Annotated in this window: 2 protein-coding genes (1 of these 2 cut by a window edge); both read left to right on the forward strand. The window is 72.1% G+C overall.

Features of this window, described 5'->3' with window-relative positions; all coding sequences use genetic code 11:
* A protein-coding gene (locus ACFYTS_RS08725; protein WP_387302340.1) for a non-ribosomal peptide synthase/polyketide synthase crosses the window boundary here: on the forward strand, positions 1–1,317 show its 3' end. Its footprint begins 16,710 nt before the window's first position; the window shows 1,317 of its 18,027 coding nt (coding positions 16,711–18,027); the start codon falls outside the window, past its left edge; it ends in the stop codon at positions 1,315–1,317.
* Entirely contained in the window at positions 1,317–20,393 is a 19,077-nt protein-coding gene (locus ACFYTS_RS08730) for a non-ribosomal peptide synthase/polyketide synthase (RefSeq protein WP_387302342.1), read from the forward strand. The genes ACFYTS_RS08725 and ACFYTS_RS08730 overlap by 1 nt, the downstream gene beginning before the upstream one ends.
* Positions 20,394–20,397 lie beyond the last annotated feature (4 nt).

Genomic DNA, 20,397 nt, shown 5'->3' on the forward strand with positions numbered 1-20,397 from the left:
CTGCCCATGACCCGGGACCTGGTGCTGGCGTACACCTCCCGTACGTCCGGCGCCGCTCCCGCCTGGACCCCGCTCGAGGTCCAGTACGGCGATTTCGCCGCCTGGCAGCGCACTGTGCTCGGCTCCGACGCCGATCCGCAGAGCCTGCTCTCGCGCCAGCTGGCCTTCTGGGTGGACGAACTGTCCTCCGCCCCGGACCAGTTGGAGCTGCCCACCGACCGGCCCCGGCCGGCCCGGCGGGAAATGCTGGGCAAGACGATCGATTTCGCGGTGGACTCCGACACCGTCGAACGACTGTCGACCCTGGCCCGCGCGCACGGCGCCACCCTGTTCGGGGTCGTGCACGCAGCTTTCACCGTGTTGCTGGCCAAACTGTCCGGCCAGCGCGACATCTCGATCGGCGTTCCCGTCGCCGGTCGCGGTGAGCGGGCACTGGACGACCTGATCGGCATGTTCGTCAACACCGTGGTGCTGCGCACCGAGGTGGACGGCAAGCTGACCTTCACCGACCTGCTGAAGCAGGTGCGCGATCGCGATCTGGCCGCGTTCGACCACGGTGACGTCCCGTTCGAGCGGGTGGTGGAGGCCGTGCTGGCCGCCGCCGGCCGAGGCCGTTCGGCCTCGGTGAACCCGTTGTTCCAGGTGGCTTTCGCCTTCCAGAACATGGCGCCGGTGTCGGTCGAACTGCCCGGGCTGACCGTGGCGGCGCTCGAACCCGAGCTGATCGAGGCCAAGTTCGACCTCCAGCTCACCGGCATCGAGCAGCACGACGCGGCCGGGAAGGTCACCGGTCTGGACATGCGATTCGGGTACGCGACCGACATTTTCGAGGCCGACTCCGTGCGTCTGCTGGCTCAGCGCCTGCGGTCGGTCCTCGACACCGTCGTCGCGAATCCGGACGTGTCGTTGCGCGCCATCGACATCCGGACCGAGGCGGAGCGCAACCGCCGCCCCGGCACCGGTGCGCCGAAGGCCGAAGTGGTCGCGCCGCAGCAGAATTCCTCCACCTCTGCCGCGGCCGACCTGCCCACCCTGATCGCCGCCGCCGCGGCCGCCGCTCCCGCAGCGGTCGCCGTCACGCACGGCGAGCACACGGTGACGTACCGGGATCTCGCCGAGAAGATCGCCGTCACCGCCCGCGCCATGGGCGCCGCCGCGAAACCGGAGGCGCTGGTCAACGTGGCACTCGCCGGGCTGGTGCCCGGCATTCTGGCCGCCCTCGGCGCGGCCGGACTCCGTCAGGTCCTGAGCACGCTCACCGCGGACGCGCAGGCCCTGGTCCTCAGCACGGAAAGCACGTCGGAAGGAAGCCTCTGATGCACTACGCAGAGTCGATCGCCACCAACCGGACCGGACGGGTCACGGCCTTGCGCCGGGCCTACGGTGTGGGCGACCTACCATGTCTGATCGCCGTCGTGGCCGAGCTGGACGCCGACCGCGTCGCGCTGCGCTACGCGGGCGACACCGTCGCCTACGGTGTCCTGGCCGCCGAGATCGCCATGCTGAGCGAGGCCATGGGCGGCGCGCTCGAGCCCGAGGCGCTGATCCAGGTGGTGGTCTCCGGCCAGCTGCCCGGCCTCATGGACGGCGAGGCGGGCGGCCTGACCGCGGCGCTCGAGGCCCTGGTCGACGACGCCGTGCTCGCGGCCTCGGATGTCCTGGACCCCAAGCTGGCCCCGGTCGAGACGCTCAGCACCCAGTTCCGGGCGCAGGTCCAGCGCACGCCGGACGCCATCGCCATGGACTACGACGGCGAGACCCTCACCTACGCCGAATTCGCCACCCGCGTCACCGTTCTCGCGCGCCACCTGCGCACCCTGGGCGTCGGCCCGGACGTGCTGGTGGGCCTGGCGGTGCGCCGCTCCTTCGAACTGCTGGTCGGCATGTTCGCCATCCTGGAGGCGGGCGGCGCGTACGTGCCGATCGATCCGGACCACCCGGCCGAGCGCACCTCCTACGTGCTCGAGGTGGCCAAGCCCGCGGTGGTGCTCACCACCACCGCCGACCACCCGCCCTTCGAGATCGCCGCCCCGGTGCTGCGCATCGACGAATTCGAGGACAACGCAAGGGAACTGGGCATCAACGGCGACCGACTGCTGTCTCCGGCCGACGACCCGGAGCTGCCCCAGCCGGGCCCGGACAACCTGGCCTACGTCATCTTCACCTCCGGCTCCACCGGCCGCCCCAAGGGCGTGGCCATTCCGCACCGCGCGGTGATCGCCTTCCTGCGCTGGCAGCAGCGGCAGTTCCGGCTCACCGACCAGGACGCCTTGCTGTTCAAGACCTCCACCACGTTCGACGCCTCGGTGTGGGAGATCTTCTGGCCCTTGACCACCGGCGCCCGGATCGCGATGACCCGGCCCGACGGCCACCTGGACCCGGCCTACCTGGTGCACGTGATCCGCGAATCCCGGGTCACCACCGCGTTCTTCGTGACCTCCATGCTGGCCGCGCTGGTGGGCGAGGTGATGCGCAGCGGCGAGGAGATGCCCGATTCGCTGCGCTACCTGCTCACCGGTGGCGAGACCGTCCCCGTCGGAACCGCCGCTGACTTCCGCAGCGTCAGTGGCGCGACCCTCTTCGACGTGTACGGCCCGACCGAGTCCACCGTGCTGGCCACCTCGCACGAGGTCACCGCCGCCGACGTCGACTCCATCCCGATCGGCAGCCCCGGCGACGACGTGGAAGTGCTGGTCCTGGACGGGGATCTGCGTCCGGTGCCGGTCGGCGTGGTCGGCGAGCTCTACATCGCCGGCCCGCAGCTGGCCCGCGGCTACGCCGGTCGCTCCGGCCTGACCGCCGAGCGCTTCGTGGCCAACCCGGAGGGCCCCTCCGGCGACCGCATGTACCGCACCGGCGACCTGGTGCGCTGGGTGTCCAACCCCGACAACGGCCCCGACGAGCTGGAGTACGTGGGCCGCAGCGACTTCCAGGTGAAGATGCGCGGCCTGCGCATCGAGCTGGGCGAGGTCGAGACCGCGCTGCGCCGCGACGCCGCCGTCGCGCAGGCGGCCGTGCTCATGCACACCCGCGCCAACGGCGAGCAGAACCTGGTCGGCTACGTGGTGGCCGCCGACGGTCACGAGATCGACAGCGCGGCCGTGCTTTCCACCGTGCGCACGCACGTGCCCGAGTACATGGTGCCGTCGTTGCTGGTGCCGATGGCGCAGCTGCCGCTGAACGTGAACGGCAAGGTGGACCGCCGCGCGCTGCCCGAACCGGACTTCGCCGACGCCGTCACCGCCTACCGCGCGCCGGAGACCGCCGCCGAGGAGGCGGTCGCGGCCATCTTCGCCGACCTGCTCGACCTCGAGGTGGTCGGCGCGGACGACGACTTCTTCGCCATCGGCGGCAACTCGCTGATCGCCACCCGCGCCATCGCCCGCATCCGCGAGACCCTCGGCGTCACCGTGGACGTGCGCGACTTCTTCGAGCGGCCGACGGTGTCCGCGCTGGCCGCGCTGGGCGACAACGCCGGACCGGCCCGGCCGCCGCTGACCGCGGGCCCGCGCCCGGACCACATCCCGCTCTCGCCCGCCCAGCAGCGCATGTGGTTCCTCAACCACTACGCGCGCAGCGAATACGATCCGGCCGCCGACGAATTCGATCCGGCCGCGGTGGACAACATGCCGTTCGCGCTGCGGCTGCGCGGCGACCTCGACACCGCGGCGCTGGCGGCCGCGTTCGCCGACGTGGTGGAGCGGCACGAGTCGCTGCGCACCTACTACCCGGCCGCCGAGCAGGGCCCGGCCCAGATGGTGCTGCCCGCCGCCGCGGTCGACCTGACCCCGCGCGACGTGCCCGAGGCCCAGCTGGTCGGCACCGTACTCGGTTTGGCCGCACAGGGTTTCGACGTCACCGCCGAGGTGCCATTGCGCGCCCGGCTGCTGCGCTCGGGCCCCGGCGACCACACCCTGGTCGTGGTGGCCCACCACATCGCCGCCGACGGCGCCTCCATCGGCCCGCTGGTGCGCGACCTGGTGATGGCCTATGTGGCCCGCCAGGCCGGGCAGCGCCCGCAGTTCGCGCCGCTGGCCGTGCAGTACGCCGACTACGCGTTGTGGCAGCGCGCCTGGATGGGCGACGAGTCCGATCCGGATTCGGTGTCCGCCCGCCAGATCGCCTTCTGGGCCGACGAACTCGCCGAGCTGCCCGCCCAGCTGGACCTGCCCGCCGACCGCCCCCGGCCCACCGCCTCCAGCGGCCGCGGCGCGACCTTCGAGACCGTGCTCGACGCCGACCTGCGGGCCGCGGTGGACAAGCTGGCCGCCGCGCACCGCGCCACCCCGTTCATGGTGCTGCACGCGGCGCTGGCCGCCGTGCTGGCCCGGCTGTCCAACACCACCGACATCGCCATCGGCACCCCGGTGGCCGGGCGCGGCGATCAGGCCCTCGACGACCTGGTCGGCATGTTCGTCAACACCCTGGTGCTGCGCACCGAGGTGCGCGGCGCGGACTCCTTCGGCGATCTCATCGCCCATGTGCGCGACCGGGATCTGCGCGCCTTCGCCCACCGCGACGTGCCGTTCGAGCGCCTGGTCGAGGTGCTCAACCCGCCGCGCGCCCGTAACCGCCACCCGCTGTTCCAGGTGGCCCTGTTCATGCAGAACCTGGGCGAGCTGACCGCCGGGCTGCCCGGCCTCACGGCCGAGGAACTGGACTTCGATCCGGGCATCGCCAAGTTCGACCTGCAGCTCACCGTGAACACCGCCGGTGACGGCTACCGGGTCGAATACACCTACGCCACCGACCTTTTCGACGACCACACGGTGCGCGAGCTGGCCGCCAAGTTCACCCGGCTGCTGGCCGCCGCCACCGCGGACGCCACGGTCGCCGTCGGCGATATCGAACTGCTCGACGCCGGGGAGTACGACTACGTCACCTCCAGCTGGAACGCCACCGGCTCGCGCGTCCCGGATCTGTTCCTGCACCAGGGTTTCGACGCGCAGGTCGCGCGCAGCCCGAAGGCCCGCGCCCTGGTCTTCGGCGACACCGAACTGACCTACACCGAGTTCTCCGAGCGGGCCAACCGCCTGGCGCGGCACCTCATCGCCGCCGGCGTCGGCCCGGAATCACTGGTCGTGCTGGCCATGGCGCGCTCGGTGGAACTGGTCGTGGCCATGTACGCCGTGCTGCGCGCGGGCGGCGCCTACGTGCCGGTCGATCCCGCGCACCCGGCCGAGCGGATCGGCCACATCCTGGCCACCGCGGGCCCGCACTCGGTGCTCACCACCCGCCGTGACGGTTTCACGCTGCCCGAGACCATCGATGTGCCCCTGCACCACCTCGACGAGCTGAGCCTCGAGGACTACTCCGCCGCCAAGATCGGCGACAAGGAGCGGCACGGGGTCCTGCACCCCGACCACCCCGCCTACGTGCTGTTCACCTCCGGCTCCACCGGCAAGCCCAAGGGCGTCGCGGTCACCCACCGCGCCATCGCCAACCAGCTGGCCTGGATGCAGGCCGAGTACGGCGTCCGCGCCCAGGACGTCTACCTGCAGAAGACCGCCACCACCTTCGACGTCTCGCTGTGGGGCTACTTCCTGCCGCTGCGCGCCGGCGCGACCCTGGTGGTCGCCACCCCCGACGGCCACCGCGACCCCCGTTATATCGCGGAAACCATTGCCCGGCACCAGGTCACGCTGACCGACTTCGTGCCGTCCATGCTGTCGGTGTTCGCCGCGCACGCCGAGGCGGGCGAACTCGACTCGCTGCGCGACATCTTCGTCATCGGCGAGGCGCTGCCGCCCGAGACCGTGACCGCCTTCTGGGCGGTCAGCGATGCCGGTGTGCACAACCTGTACGGCCCCACCGAGGCCGCGGTGTCCATCACCTTCCGGGAGGCGCACCGCTCCGACACCCTCGCCGTCCCGATCGGCGAGCCGGAGTGGAACTCGCAGGTGTTCGTGCTGGATTCGCGCCTGCACCCGGTCGCCATCGGCGTGCCCGGCGAGCTGTACCTGGCCGGCACCCAGCTGGCCCGCGGCTACCACAGCCGCTTCGACCTCACCTCGGATCGCTTCGTGGCCAACCCCTTCGGGCGGCCGGGCGAGCGCATGTACCGCACCGGCGACCTGGTGAAGTGGACCGAGGACGGCGAGCTGGTCTACCTCGAGCGCCTCGACTTCCAGATCAAGTTCCGCGGCCAGCGCATCGAACTGGCCGAGATCGAGAGCGCCCTGCTGCTGGCCCCCGAGGTGGCCCAGGCCGCGGTGCGCCTGGTCAGCGCCGACTCCGGCGATTTCCTGGCCGGTTACGTGGTGCCCGCCCCGGGCGTCGAGCTGGACCCGGAGACCCTGCGCGAGGGCCTGACCCGGGTGCTGCCGCCCTACATGGTGCCCACCGCCCTGATGGCGCTGCCCGAACTGCCGCTCAACTCCAGCGGCAAGCTGGACCGCAAGGCGCTGCCCGTTCCGGAACTGCGCGCCAAGGCTTTCCGCGAGCCTGTCGACCCGGCCCAGCGCCTGGTGGCGGCGGTGTTCGCCGAGGTGCTGACGGTCGAGCGCGTCGGCCTCGACGACGATTTCTTCGCCCTGGGCGGCAGCTCTCTGGACGCCGCCCGGGTCACCTCCCGAATCGGCGCCGAGCTCGGCTCCCGGGTGGCGGTGCGCCTGTTGTTCGAGTTCTCCACCGTCGAGGGCCTGGCCGCCGCGCTGGTCGCCACGAATCCCGATGCCGCCCGGCCGGCGCTGGCCGCGCGCCCGCGCCGAGCGCAGGGAGGTGGAGTGGAGCGCATTCCGCTCTCGCCCGCCCAGCAGCGTCTGTGGTTCCTCAACCGCATCGAGGCCGAGGACGGCGAGCACAGCGTCTACAACCTGCCGATCGTGCTGCGCCTGCGCGGCAACCTGGACATCGCCGCCCTCGAGCAGGCCACCTTGGACGTGCTGGCCCGCCACGAGTCGCTGCGCACCAGCTACCCGGACTCGGAAGCCGGTCCGTACCAGCACATCCTGGATATCGGCGACATCGGCCTGAGCCTGAGCCCGGTGCCCGTCAGCGCGGCCGAGATGGCCGGGGCGATCACCGCCTTCGCGTCCGCCGGTTTCGACGTCACCACCGAACTGCCGTCGCGCATCGGTCTTTTCATCGTCGATGAGCACAGCGTGATCGCCGACGAGGCCGCGCGGGACACCGAGTACGTGCTGGCCGTGGTCGTGCACCACATCGCCGCCGACGCGCTGTCGCTGCAGCCGCTCATCGGCGACCTGATGCGCGCCTACCTGGCCCGGACCGCGGGGCAGGAGCCCGGCTTCGAACCGCTGGCCGTGCAGTACGCCGACTACGCCCTGTGGCAGCACGAACTGCTCGGCGACGCCGCCGAACCCGGCACCGTCGCCCACCAGCAGATCGAGTTCTGGCGCGAGACCCTGGCGGGCCTCCCGCCGCAGCTGAGCCTCCCGGCCGACCGCCCCCGCCCCGCTGTCGCCACCAATGCCGGTGCCGCCGTGCCGTTCTCGGTCGACGAGACCGTCGCCGCCGGACTGCGCGAGCTGGCCCGCGCCCACGGCGTCACCCTGTTCATGGTCGTGCACGCCGCCTTCGCGGCCCTGCTGGCCCGCACCTCCGGCACCGCCGACATCCCGGTCGCCTCCCCGATCGGTGGCCGTGGCGACCGCGAACTCGACGCCCTGATCGGCATGTTCGTCAACACCCTGGTGCTGCGCACCCAGGTCGAGGCCGACCGGCCCTTCACCGATCTGCTGGGCACGGTGCGCACCGCCGACCTGGCCGCCTTCGGCCGCGCCGAGCTGCCCTTCGAGCGCATCGTGGACGCGCTGGCCGTGGACCGCACCACCGGCGCGCCGCCGCTGGCCCAGGTCATGCTGTCGTTCAACGACGCCCGCATGAGCGGCGGCGCCGGCACCTTCGAACTGCCCGAACTGGCCGTCACCCCGGTCGAGATCGACGACCCCACCGTCAAATTCGACCTGCACCTGGTGGTCGGCGAACTCGGCGACGAGGCCGGGCTGACCGGCAACCTGCGCTACGCCACCGAGATGTTCGACGCCGCCACCGCGGCCTCGCTCACCGAGCAGTTCGGCCGCCTGCTGGCCGCCGTGGCCGCCGACGCCTCCATCCTGGTCGGCGACATCGACCTGCTCGGCGACGCCGAGCGGGAACTCGTCGTGCGGGGCTGGAACGCCACCGCCTTCGACGTGGACGCCGCGCTGGGCCTGACCCCGGCCGCCGCCGCGGACGCCAAGACGCTGATCTCGTTGTTCGAGGAGCAGGTCGCGCGCACCCCCGACAGCGTCGCGCTCACCTTCGAGGGGACGAGTCTGTCCTACGCCGAGTTCGCGAGCCGGGTCCGCCGGCTCGCACGCTGGCTGATCAGCGAGGGCGTCGGACCGGAATCCCTGGTCGCACTGGGCATGCGCCGCTCGCTGGACCTGGTGATCGGCATGTACGCGGTGTCCGCCGCCGGCGCGGGCTACCTGCCGCTGGACCCCGACCACCCGGCCGAGCGCCTCGAGTACATCCTCGAGACCGCCGACCCGGTGACCGTGCTGACCTCCGGTGCGGATCTGCCGCTCGACACCGCCCAGGTGCGCATCGACCTGCTCGACCTGACCGGCATCGCCGACGCGCCGATCACCGACGCGGATCGCATTGCCCCGCTGCGGGATTCCAACACGGCCTACGTCATCTTCACCTCCGGCTCCACCGGCCGCCCCAAGGGCGTCGCGGTCAGCCACGCCGCGATCGTCAACCGCCTGGTCTGGGGCCGGTCGGCGCACGGCCTGACCGCCGCCGACGTGGTGCTGCAGAAGACCCCGATGACCTTCGACGTGTCGGTCCCGGAGTTCTTCCTGCCCTTGCAGATCGGTGCGCGCCTGGTGATCGCCAAGCCCGAGGGCCACAGCGATCCGGTGTACCTCGCCGAACTCATCGCTCGCGAGGGCATCACGGCCGCGCACTTCGTGCCGTCCATGATGACCGTCTTCGTCGCCGAGGAGGCCGCCGCGCGGTGCACCTCGCTGCGGATCGTCTTCGCCTCCGGCGAGGCGCTGTCCTCGAAGCCCGCGCACACGCTGCGCGAGCTGACCGGCGCGGAACTGCACAACCTCTACGGCCCGACCGAGGCCGCGGTCGAGGTGGCCTACCACCAGGTCACCGATGCCGACGTGGACGCCGTGCCGATCGGCCGCCCGACCTTCAACACCGAGCTCTACGTGCTGGACGCGCGGCTGCGCCCCGTCCCGGTGGGCGTCGCGGGCGAGCTGTACCTCGCCGGTGACCAGCTGGCGGTCGGTTACGTGGCCCGCCCGGGCCTGACCGCGGATCGTTTCGTGGCCAATCCGTTCGGTGCGTCGGAGCGTATGTACCGCACCGGTGACCTGGTCAAGTGGAACCGTGACGGTGAGCTGGAGTACCTGGGTCGCACCGACTTCCAGGTGAAGCTGCGCGGTCTGCGCATCGAGCTGGGGGAGATCGAGGCCGCGCTGACCGCGCACCCCGGGGTCGCCCAGTCCGTGGTCGTGGTGCACGGCTCCGGCGCCGACGCGCAGCTGGTCGGCTATGTGGTGCCCGCCCCGGGCGCGGAGATCTCGGTGGCCGCGCTGAAAGCCGAACTGGCGCAGCGACTACCGGTCTACATGGTGCCCGCCGTCCTGATGGCCCTGGAGTCCTTCCCGGTCAACAGCTCCGGCAAGCTGGACCGCGGCGCGCTGCCCGCCCCGGCCGCCACCACCACCGCCTTCCGCGCGGCCACCGGCCCCGAGGAGCGGATCGTCGCGGAGGTCTTCGCCTCGCTGCTCGGCGCCGCGCGAGTCGGCGCGGACGACGATTTCTTCTCGCTCGGCGGCAACTCGCTCATCGCCACCCAGCTGGTGGCGCGCTTGGGCAAGGCCGCGGGCGTGCGGATTCCGCTGCGCGCGGTGTTCGAGGACGCGACCGTCGCGGGCCTGGCCGCCAAGATCCGCGCGGCCGACGCCGAGACGCTGGTCGAGCTGCCGCCCGTGGTCGCGCAGGAACGCGGCGACCACATCCCGCTGTCCATCGCCCAGCAGCGGCTGTGGTTCCTCAACCGCTTCGACATCCGCGACGGCTACACCATTCCGTTCGCGCTGCGCCTCACCGGCGCGCTCAATGTCGAGGCGCTGCGTGCCGCGGTCGCCGACGTCGTGGACCGCCACGAGACCCTGCGCACCATCTACCCCGAGCACGACGGCCAGGCCGGCCAGCTCATCCTGCCCACCGGCACCCGCCTGATCGACCTGGTCCCCGAGCCCGTCACCTCCGCCGACCTGCCCGGACTGGTGGAATCGGTGGCGCGTACCGCCTTCGACGTGACCGCCGAGGTGCCGTTCCGCATCCGGCTGCTCGAACTCACCGACGAGCCGGGCGTCCACCTGCTGGTCCTGGTGGTGCATCACATCGCCGCCGACGGCTGGTCCTTCGGCCCGCTCACCCGAGACATCGCCACCGCCTACGTGGCCCGCTGCGCCGGTGAGGTCCCCAACCTGGCGCCGCTGCCGGTGCAGTACGCCGACTTCGCGCTGTGGCAGCGCGCCGCCCTGGGCGGTCCCGAGGACTCCGAATCGGTGCTGGCCCAGCAGCTCACGCACTGGACCCGCCGCCTCCACGGCGTCCCGGACGTGCTGCCCCTGCCCACCGACCGTCCCCGGCCCGCCGTGGCCAGCGGTCGCGGCGCGGGCTTCAGCGGCCGCTTCGACGCCGAATTGCATTCGGCCGTCCTGGCTTTCGCGGCCGAGCGCCGGGTCACCCCGTTCATGGTGCTGCACACCGCGCTGTCGGTGACGCTGGCCCGCCTGTCCGGCACCGCCGACATCGTGATCGGCACCCCGGTCGCGGGCCGCGGCGACGAGGCCCTCGACGACCTGGTCGGCATGTTCGTCAACACCCTGGTGCTGCGCACCGAGGTGCGCCCGGACGCCGCCCTGGCCGAGCTGCTCACCCAGGTTCGCGACACCGACCTGACCGCCTTCGACCACGCCGTGGTGCCGTTCGAGATGCTGGTCGAAGCGGTGAATCCGGTGCGCTCCCAGGCGCACGCGCCGCTGGCCCAGGTGACGCTGACCCTGCAGAACCACGCCCGGCCCAGCATCAAGCTGAACCGTCTGGCCATCGAGGCGCTCACCGTGGACGCCACCGCCACCCAGTTCGACCTGGACTGGACGCTGGCCGAGACCACCGGCGCCGACGGCGCGCCCGGCGGCATCGACGTCTACATCACCTACGCCACCGACCTCTTCGACGCCGCCACCATCGGCGGCTTCCAGGAGACCTTCGAACGTGTGCTGCGGGCGCTGCTCGCCGATCCCCGCGCCGCCGCCGGTGACGTGGAGATCATGTCGCGCGCCGAACGCGGTGCGCTGCTGGTGGATCGCAATGCCACCATCCGGCCGCTGCCGGTCGAGACCCTGGCCGAGCTGCTCGACGCGCGGGCCGCGCTGGATCCCGACGTGGACGCGCTCGTCTTCGAGGGCGAGCGGGTCGGCTACGCGGACCTGGCCCGGCGTGTGAATCGCCTGGGCCGCCTGCTGATCGCGCAGGGCGTCGGCCCGGACGCGATCGTCGGCGTCACCGCCCAGCGGTCCGTCGACATGGTGGTCGCGCTGTTCGCGGTGGTGGCCGCCGGCGCCGCCTACGTGCCGGTCGACCCGTCCCACCCGGCCGACCGCATCGCGCATGTGCTCGGCACGTCGAGCAGCACCCTGGTGCTGACCGTCGGCGGGGCCACGCTGCCCGAACTCGCGGGCGTGCGCGTGCTCGACCTCGCCGAGCTGGCGGAATCCGGTGCGCTGGAAGAGTTCTCGGACGCACCGATCACCGACGCGGACCGGCTCGGCGTCCTGCGCCCGGACAACCTCGCCTACGTGCTGTACACCTCCGGCTCCACCGGCCTGCCCAAGGGCGTGGCCACCAGCCACCGCGCCATCATGAACCAGCTGCGCTGGCTCGAGGAGCGCTACGGCGTCACCCGCGACGACAGCATCATGCAGCGGGCGCCGCTGGCCTTCGACGTCTCGGTGTGGGAGTGCTTCCTGCCCGCCATGGTCGGTGCGCCCCTGGTGATTCCGCGCCCGGGCCCGCTGGACCTGGACTACCTGGCCGACCTGATGCGCGAATTCGGCGTCACCATCGCCGAACACGTGCCGTCGGTGCTGGCCGCGCTGATCGCCGAGGGCCACGGCGACGCCCTGAAGTCGTTCCGCCACCTGCACACCGGTGGTGAGGCGCTGCCCGTCGAGCTGCTCGGCCGGCTGCGTGAGCTGGTCGGCGGTTCGGTGCACAATGCCTACGGTCCGACCGAGGCCGCGATCTCGACCATCTACCACGAGTTCTCCGACGCCGACCCGGATTTCGAGGTCGCCATCGGCCGCCCGAACTGGAACACCCGCGCCTACGTGCTCGACGCCCGCATGCGCCCGGTGCCGATGGGCGTCATCGGCGAGCTCTATCTGGCCGGCGCCCAGCTGGCCCGCGGCTATCAGGGCCGCGGCGCGCTGACCGCCGACCGGTTCGTGGCCGACCCGTTCGGCGTGCCCGGCGCGCGGATGTACCGCACCGGCGACCTGGTGCGCTGGAACCGCGCCGGCGACCTGGTCTACATGGGCCGCAACGACTTCCAGATCAAGCTGCGTGGTCAGCGCATCGAGCTCGGCGAAATCGAGGCCGCCCTGCTGTCCGCGCCCGGCGTGGCCAATGCGGTGGTGCTGCTGGCCAAGGACACCACCGGGGCGGACTGCCTGGTCGGCTACGTCTCCGGCGAGCAGCTCGACGCCGAGGCGGTGCTGGCCCACGCCCGCACCCAGCTGCCCTCCTACATGGTGCCCGCCCACGTGGCGGTGCTGGACGCGATGCCACTCACCACCGTCGGCAAGCTCGACCGTGCGGCTCTGCCCGCCATCGAGTTCACCGCGACCACGGTCGCCTTCCGGGAGCCCGCGCCCGGCGCGGAGGCCACCCTGGCCGCCCTCGCCGGAGACCTGCTCGGCGGCGTCACCCTCGGCGCGGACGACGACTTCTTCGCCCGCGGCGGCAACTCGCTGCTCGGCATGCGCCTGATCGCCCGCGCCAACGCGGCCCTCGGCGTGGAACTCAGTGTGCGTCAGCTGTTCGAGGCCCCGACGGTCGCGGGCCTGGCCGCGCTGGCCACCGCGGCGGGCACCGGCCTGCCGCTGCGGCGCATGGTCCGGCCGGAGCGAATCCCATTGTCCCCGGTGCAGACCCGTATGTGGCTGCTCAACCGGCTGGACCCGGAATCCGCGGCCTACAACCTGCCCTCGGCGGTCCGGATCACCGGCGAGATCGACACCAGCGTCCTGCTGGCGGCCTTCGGCGACGTGGTCACCCGCCACGAGGCGCTGCGCACCATCTACCCGTCGGATGCGGACGGCGTCGGCTACCAGCTGGTCCTGCCCGCCGAGACCGCGCCGCTCCCGCTCGAGATCCACACCGGCGAGAACGCCGCCGACCCGGCCTGGATCGCGGCCTTCGCGAACACCGGATTCGACGTCACCACCACCGTGCCGATCCGCGCCGCGCTGCTGCGCGAATCCGAGGACAGCCACGTTCTCGCCGTGGTGCAGCACCACATCGCGGGCGACGGCCAGTCGATGAACCCGCTGCTGCGCGACACCGTCACCGCGTACCTCTCCCGGGCGGCCGGACACGCGCCGGAGTGGACCGACCTGCCCGTGCAGTACGCCGATTTCGCGCTCTGGCAGCGGGCCACCCTCGAGCTCATCGGGGACCGCGAGCTCGCGTTCTGGACCGAGACGCTGCGCGACCTGCCCGAGGAACTGTCCCTGCCCACCGACCGGCCCCGCCCGGAGGTGGCGTCCGGCCGCGGCGCGTACCTGCACACCACGGTGGACGGCGACCTGGCCGCCGCGATCAAGCGAATCGCGGAGGCGCACAACGTCACCCCGTTCATGGTGTGGCACGCCGCGCTGGCGCTGCTGCTGGCCCGCCTGTCGGCCGGCACCGACATCGCCATCGGCACCCCGATCGAGGGCCGCGGCAATGCCGCCCTCGACGACCTGGTCGGCATGTTCGTCAACACCCTGGTACTGCGCACCCAGCCGGAACTCGACCGCGGTTTCGACGCGCTGCTGGCGCAGACCCGCGACGCCGACCTGGCCGCGTTCGACCACGCGACCGTGCCCTTCGATCAGGTCGTGGACGCGCTCGGGGTGTCCCGCACCCAGGCGCGGAACCCGCTGTTCACCGTGGCCCTGGCGTACATGAACCTGGACACCCCGACCTACTCGGCGCCCGGCCTGACCCTGGCCGGCGTCGACTACGAGGCCCCGGTGTCCCGCTTCGACCTCCAGGTCACCGTCTCCGACGAGCCGGACGCCGACGGGCGGCTGGCCATCGAATGGAACTACGCCACCGATCTTTTCGACGCCGAGACCATCGCGTCCTTCGCCGACCGCCTGGACCACGTGCTGCGCGCCGTGGCCGCCGACGCGACCGCGCCGATCGGTGACATCGAGCTGATGGAGGCGGCCGAGCGCCGCAATGTGCTCGAGCTGTGGAGCGGTCCGGGCGCGGGCATCGGCGAGACCGGCGACACCATCACGAGCCTGTTCGAGAACGCGGTGGCACGCCACCCCGAGCGGATCGCCGTCGGTTTCGGCGACGAGCAGCTCACCTACGCCGAACTGGATCGGCGCGCGAACATGCTGGCGCGCAGGCTGATCAGCCACGGCGCGGGCCCGGAATCCCTGGTCGCGGTGCTGCTGCCGCGCACCGCGGAGCTGGTCGTCGCCCTGCTGGCCGTGCTCAAGGCCGGTGCGGGCTACGTGCCGCTGGACCCGGCCTACCCGGCCGACCGCATCGGCTACGTGCTCGAGCACGCGAAGCCGACCAGCGTCATCACCGACTCCACCGTCGGCGTCGAACAAGCGCTGGGAGGCGCCGCGACCGCCGCGCTGAACATCATTCGCCTGGACGAGGATTCGGAGGAATTCCCGGGCACGCCGGTCACCGATGCCGACCGTCCCGCCCCGCTGCACCCGGACAACCTGGCCTACGTGCTCTACACCTCCGGCTCCACCGGCCGCCCCAAGGGCGTCGGCGTGACGCACCGGAACGTGGTGCAGCTCATGGAGAACATCGTTCCCGAGTTCGAGTTCAGCCAGGACGATGTGTGGGTCCTGTTCCACTCCTACGCCTTCGACTTCTCGGTGTGGGAGCTGTGGGGCCCGCTCTTCCACGGCGGCAAGGTCGTGGTGGTCGACTTCCTGCTCTCGCGCTCCCCGGAGCAGTTCCTCGAACTGCTCAGCCGGGAGCGGGTCACCGTGCTCAACCAGACCCCCTCGGCCTTCTACCAGCTCGACGAGGCGGACCGCCTCGCGGCGGCGGCCGGCGCCGCGCACGACTTGTCGCTGCGATACCTGATCCTCGCCGGTGAGGCCCTGGAACTGCGCCGCCTCTCGGATTGGGTCGCCCGCCGCGGCGACGCCGAGCCGCGACTGGTGAACATCTACGGCATCACCGAGACCACGGTGCACGTCACCCACCGGTCCCTGGACGCCGGAACCATCGCCGCCGCGACCGGTTCGGTGATCGGCGAGGCCATCCGCGGGCTGCGCACCTACGTCCTCGACGAGCGACTGCACCCGGTACCGGTCGGTGTCTCCGGCGAGCTCTACGTGGCCGGTGCGCAGTTGGCGCGCGGCTACATGAACCGCCCGGACCTGTCCGCGGCCCGCTTCGTGGCCAGCCCCTTCGGCGCGCCGGGCGAGCGGCTCTACCGCTCCGGTGACGTGGCCCGCTGGAACCGCGACGGTGAACTCGAATACCTGGGCCGCGCCGATGATCAGGTCCAGGTGCGCGGCTTCCGCATCGAACTCGGCGAGATCGAAGCGGCCGTGCTCGCACAGCCGGGCGTCGCGCAGGCGGCGGTCATCGTGCGCGAGGACCAGCCGGGCGATCAGCGCATCGTGGCCTACCTGGTGCCGGAGGACGGCATCACGCCCGCCGTGGATGCCGTCCGCGACGGGGCCGCCGAGCGGCTGCCGTCCTACATGATCCCGTCGGCCTTCGTGGTGGTGGACGGAATCCCGTTGACCGTCAACGGCAAACTGGACCGGCGCGCCCTGCCCAAGCCCGAACTCCGCACCGCCGAGTTCGTCGCCCCGCGCACCGACGCCGAGCGCACCGTGGCCGGCATCGTGGCCGAGGTGCTGGGCATCGAGGACGCGGAGCGGGTCGGCCTGGCCGACGAGTTCTTCGCCCTCGGCGGCAACTCGCTGACCGCCACCCAGGTGGCCGTGCGGATGTCCGCCGCGTTCGGCGCACAGGTGCCGGTGCGCGCGGTGTTCGAGGCGCCGAACCTGGAGGCGCTGGCCGCCGCCGCGGTCGCGGCCGACCGGAACGCCGCGGTCCGCCCGCCGCTGCTGCCCCGCACGGCGGTCGGCCCCGCGCCGGTTTCGCCTGCCCAGCAGCGCATCTGGTTCCTCAACCGCCTGGATCCGGATTCGACCGCCTACAACATCCCGCTCCCGATCCGCCTGACCGGACCCCTGGACGTGGCGGCGCTGCAGGCCGCGATCGCCGACGTGGTGGTCCGGCACGAGGTGCTGCGCACGGTCTACCCGGAGACGGCGACCGGTCCGGTGCAGGTGGTGCTGCCCGCCACCGCGGTCGCGGAACTGCCCGCGCTGGCAGCGATTCCGGTCACCGAGGAGACCGTCGTCGCGGCGGTCACCGAGCTGATCGGTGAGGGCTTCGACGTCACCGCGTCGGTGCCGCTGCGGGCCGCGCTGTACGAGCTGGCCCCCGAGGACCACGTGTTCGTGGTGGTCATGCACCACATCGCCGGTGACGGCGCCTCGCTGGCCCCGCTGGCCGGGGATGTCATGACCGCCTACGCGGCCCGCACGTCCGGCGTCGCCCCGGCATGGACGCCGCTGCCGGTGCAGTACTCGGACTTCGCGGTCTGGCAGCGCGATCTGCTGGGCGCCGAGGACGATCCGGACTCGCTGATCTCCCGTCAGCTGGGCTTCTGGACCGAACGCCTGGCCGGGCTGCCGCCGCAGCTCGAGCTGCCCACCGACCGGCCACGCCCGGTGGTGCTGGAGACCGCGGGTCGTCGCGTCGACTTCACCGTCGACGCCGAAACCCACACCGCGCTCACCGATCTGGGCCGCGCGAACGGGGCCACCCTGTTCATGACGGTGCACGCCGCGTTCGCGACCCTGCTGTCGCGGCTCACCGGGTCGGCCGACGTCGCGGTCGGCACCCCGATCGCGGGCCGCGAGGACGCCGCGCTCGACAACCTGGTCGGCATGTTCGTCAATACGCTGGTGCTGCGCACCGGCGTCGACCCGGCCGAGGGCTTCGACGCGCTGCTGCGCCGGGTCAGGACCGACGACGTCGCCGCCTTCGACAACCCGGACGTGCCGTTCGAGCGCCTGGTCGAGGTGCTCAAGCCGGAGCGCTCGACCGCGCGCCACCCGCTGGTGCAGGTCGGCTTCTCCTTCAACAACCAGCGTCCGGCCGCCTTCGACCTGGACGGTCTCACCGTCGCCGCCGTCGAATTCGACAGCGACGTCACGCAGTTCGACCTGCACCTGGTGATCGTGGACAGCTACGACGCCGACGGAACTCCCGCCGGACTGACCGCCACCATGACCTACGCGACCGCCCTCTTCGACGCCGCCACCGTGGAGTCGTTCGTGCGCCGCTTCCAGCGGGTGCTCGACGCGGTCATCGCCGACGCGTCGGTGCGGACCGGTGACATCGACCTCCTCGACGCGGACGAGCGCACGCTCATCCTCGAGGAGTGGAACGACTCGGCGGCGGTCTTCGGGGTCGAACCCGAACCCACCCTGGTCTCGCTGTTCGACGCGGCGGTGGCCGCCAACCCCTGGAACATCGCCCTGGTGGCCGAGGGCCTGGCGCTCACCTACGCCGACCTGGACGCGCGGGTGAACCGCCTGGCGCGCTTCCTGATCGAGCATGGCGTCGGCGCCCACGACACCGTGGCCCTGGCGCTGCCGCGCTCCGCCGACCTGGTCGTGGCCATCTACGCGGTGATCAAGACCGGCGCCGCCTACGTGCCCGTCGACCCGGCCCAGCCGGGGGAGCGGATCGCCCACATCCTCGACACCGCGCGGCCCGTCCTGGTGCTGACCGCCGCGGATCTCGAACTGGACGAGGCGATTCCGGCCGTGCGACTCGACCGGCTCGAGCTCGGCGGCTACCAGTCCGAGCCGATCATCGCGCGGGAACGCCGGCACGGCCTGGTCGCGGGGAACACCGCGTACGTCATCTTCACCTCCGGCTCCACCGGTCGCCCCAAGGGTGTGGCGGTGTCGCACCAGGCGATCGTCAACCGCCTGGTGTGGATGCAGTCCGAGTACCGGCTCACCGCCGCGGACGTGGTGCTGCAGAAGACGCCCGCCACCTTCGACGTGTCGGTGTGGGAGTTCTTCTGGCCCTTGCAGGTCGGCGCGCGCCTCGTCGTGGCCGCCCCCGAAGGCCACCGCGACCCGGCCTACCTGGCCCGCGTCATCGACGCCGAGGGCGTCACCACCGCCCACTTCGTGCCTTCGATGCTGGCCGCCTTCGTCACGGAGCTGGAGAGCAGCAACCCGCCCCGGAGCGAAGCGGAGGGGCAGATCGGACACAGCCTGCGTCAGGTGTTTGCCTCCGGTGAGGCGCTGCCGGGCGGCGTGGCCCAGCGGCTGCGGGCGCTCACGGGCGCGGAGCTGCACAACCTGTACGGCCCCACCGAGGCCGCGGTCGACGTCACCTACCACCGGGTCGTGGACGCCGACGTGGACACCGTGCCGATCGGTCGTCCGGTGTTCAACACCCAGGTGTACGTGCTCGATTCGCGCCTGCGCCCGGTTCCGGCGGGTGTCGCCGGTGAGCTCTACCTGGCCGGTGACCAGCTCGCCACCGGGTACGTGGAACGCCCCGACCTGACCGCGGATCGTTTCGTGGCCAACCCGTTCGGGACGTCGGAGCGTATGTACCGCACCGGTGACCTGGTCAAGTGGAACCGTGACGGTGAGCTGGAGTATCTGGGTCGCACCGACTTCCAGGTGAAGCTGCGCGGTCTGCGCATCGAGCTCGGCGAGGTCGAGACGGCGCTGACCGCGCTGCCCGAGATCGACCAGGCCGTGGTCGTGGTCTGGCCGGGACAGGACAGCGGCGGCGAGCACCTGGTCGCCTACCTGGTGCCCGCGGGCTCCGGCGCCCCGGATACCGACGCCGTGCGCCGCGCGCTGGCGCAGCGTCTGCCCTCGTACATGGTGCCCTCGGCCTTCGTGACCCTGGACGCCCTGCCGCTCAACACCTCCGGCAAGCTCGACCGCCGGTCGCTCCCGGCTCCCGAGTTCGCCGCCCGCGAATTCCGGGCTCCGGCAACGGAGCTGGAGACCACCGTGTGCGCCGCCTTCGCCGAGGTGCTCGGCGTCGAGCGGGTCGGCCTGGACGACAGCTTCTTCGAGCTCGGCGGCACCTCGCTGGTCGCGGCCCGGCTGGCGTCGCGACTGGGCGAACTGCTCGGCACCACGGTCCCGGTGCTGCTGCTGTTCACCGCGTTCACCCCGGGCGAGCTGGCCCGGGAACTGGACGCGGCGAGCGGCGCCGATCCGGAGGCCGCGCTGGACGTGCTGCTGCCGCTGCGCCGCGAGGGCAGCGCGGAACCGCTGTTCTGCATCCACCCGGTCGGCGGCATCTCCTGGTCCTTCGCGGGCCTGGCCGCCCACCTGGACGCCGACCGCCCGATCTACGGTCTGCAGTCACCGGCCCTGAAAGCCGATGGCGTGCTACCGGATTCGATCGAGGACTGGGCCGCCGAATACGTGGCCGCGATCCGGTCGGTGCAGCCGTCCGGGCCGTACCACCTGCTCGGCTGGTCGCTCGGCGGTGTCCTCGCCCACGCGGTCGCGGTGCGACTGCAGGGCGAGGGCGAGCAGGTCGCCACACTGGCCATGCTCGACAGCCACCTGGCTCCGGCCGGGGCCGGGCCGGTGTCCACCGACGCCGCCCTGGCCGAGGTGCGGGAACTGCTGGGCAGCCTGCTCGGTGACCGCGCCGGCGACCTGGATCTCGAGGCCGTCACCACGCCCGCCGACCTCGCGGCCCGCGTGGTCGCGCTGCCGGATCAGGGCGACGGCTGGAGTCCGGCCTCGCTCGGCGAGGACCGGATCGCCCGCATCCTCGCGTCGAGCCTGCGCTCGATGGAGCTGGCCCAGGCCTACCGCCCCGGCCGTTTCCATGGCGACCTCACGTATTTCACCGCAGCCCTGGAGGAACCGGCCGCCGCCGGCGCCGCCGGGTGGACCGCCGCCGTCGACGGCGCGGTGCGCGATCACGCGGTACCCGAAACCCATTGGCAGATGACATCGCCGACGGCGCTCGCGCTCATCGCGCGGTCGCTGAACGCACTGTGGCACTGAATTC

The organism is Nocardia sp. NPDC004151 (assembly GCF_042874235.1).
Classification (GTDB): domain Bacteria; phylum Actinomycetota; class Actinomycetes; order Mycobacteriales; family Mycobacteriaceae; genus Nocardia.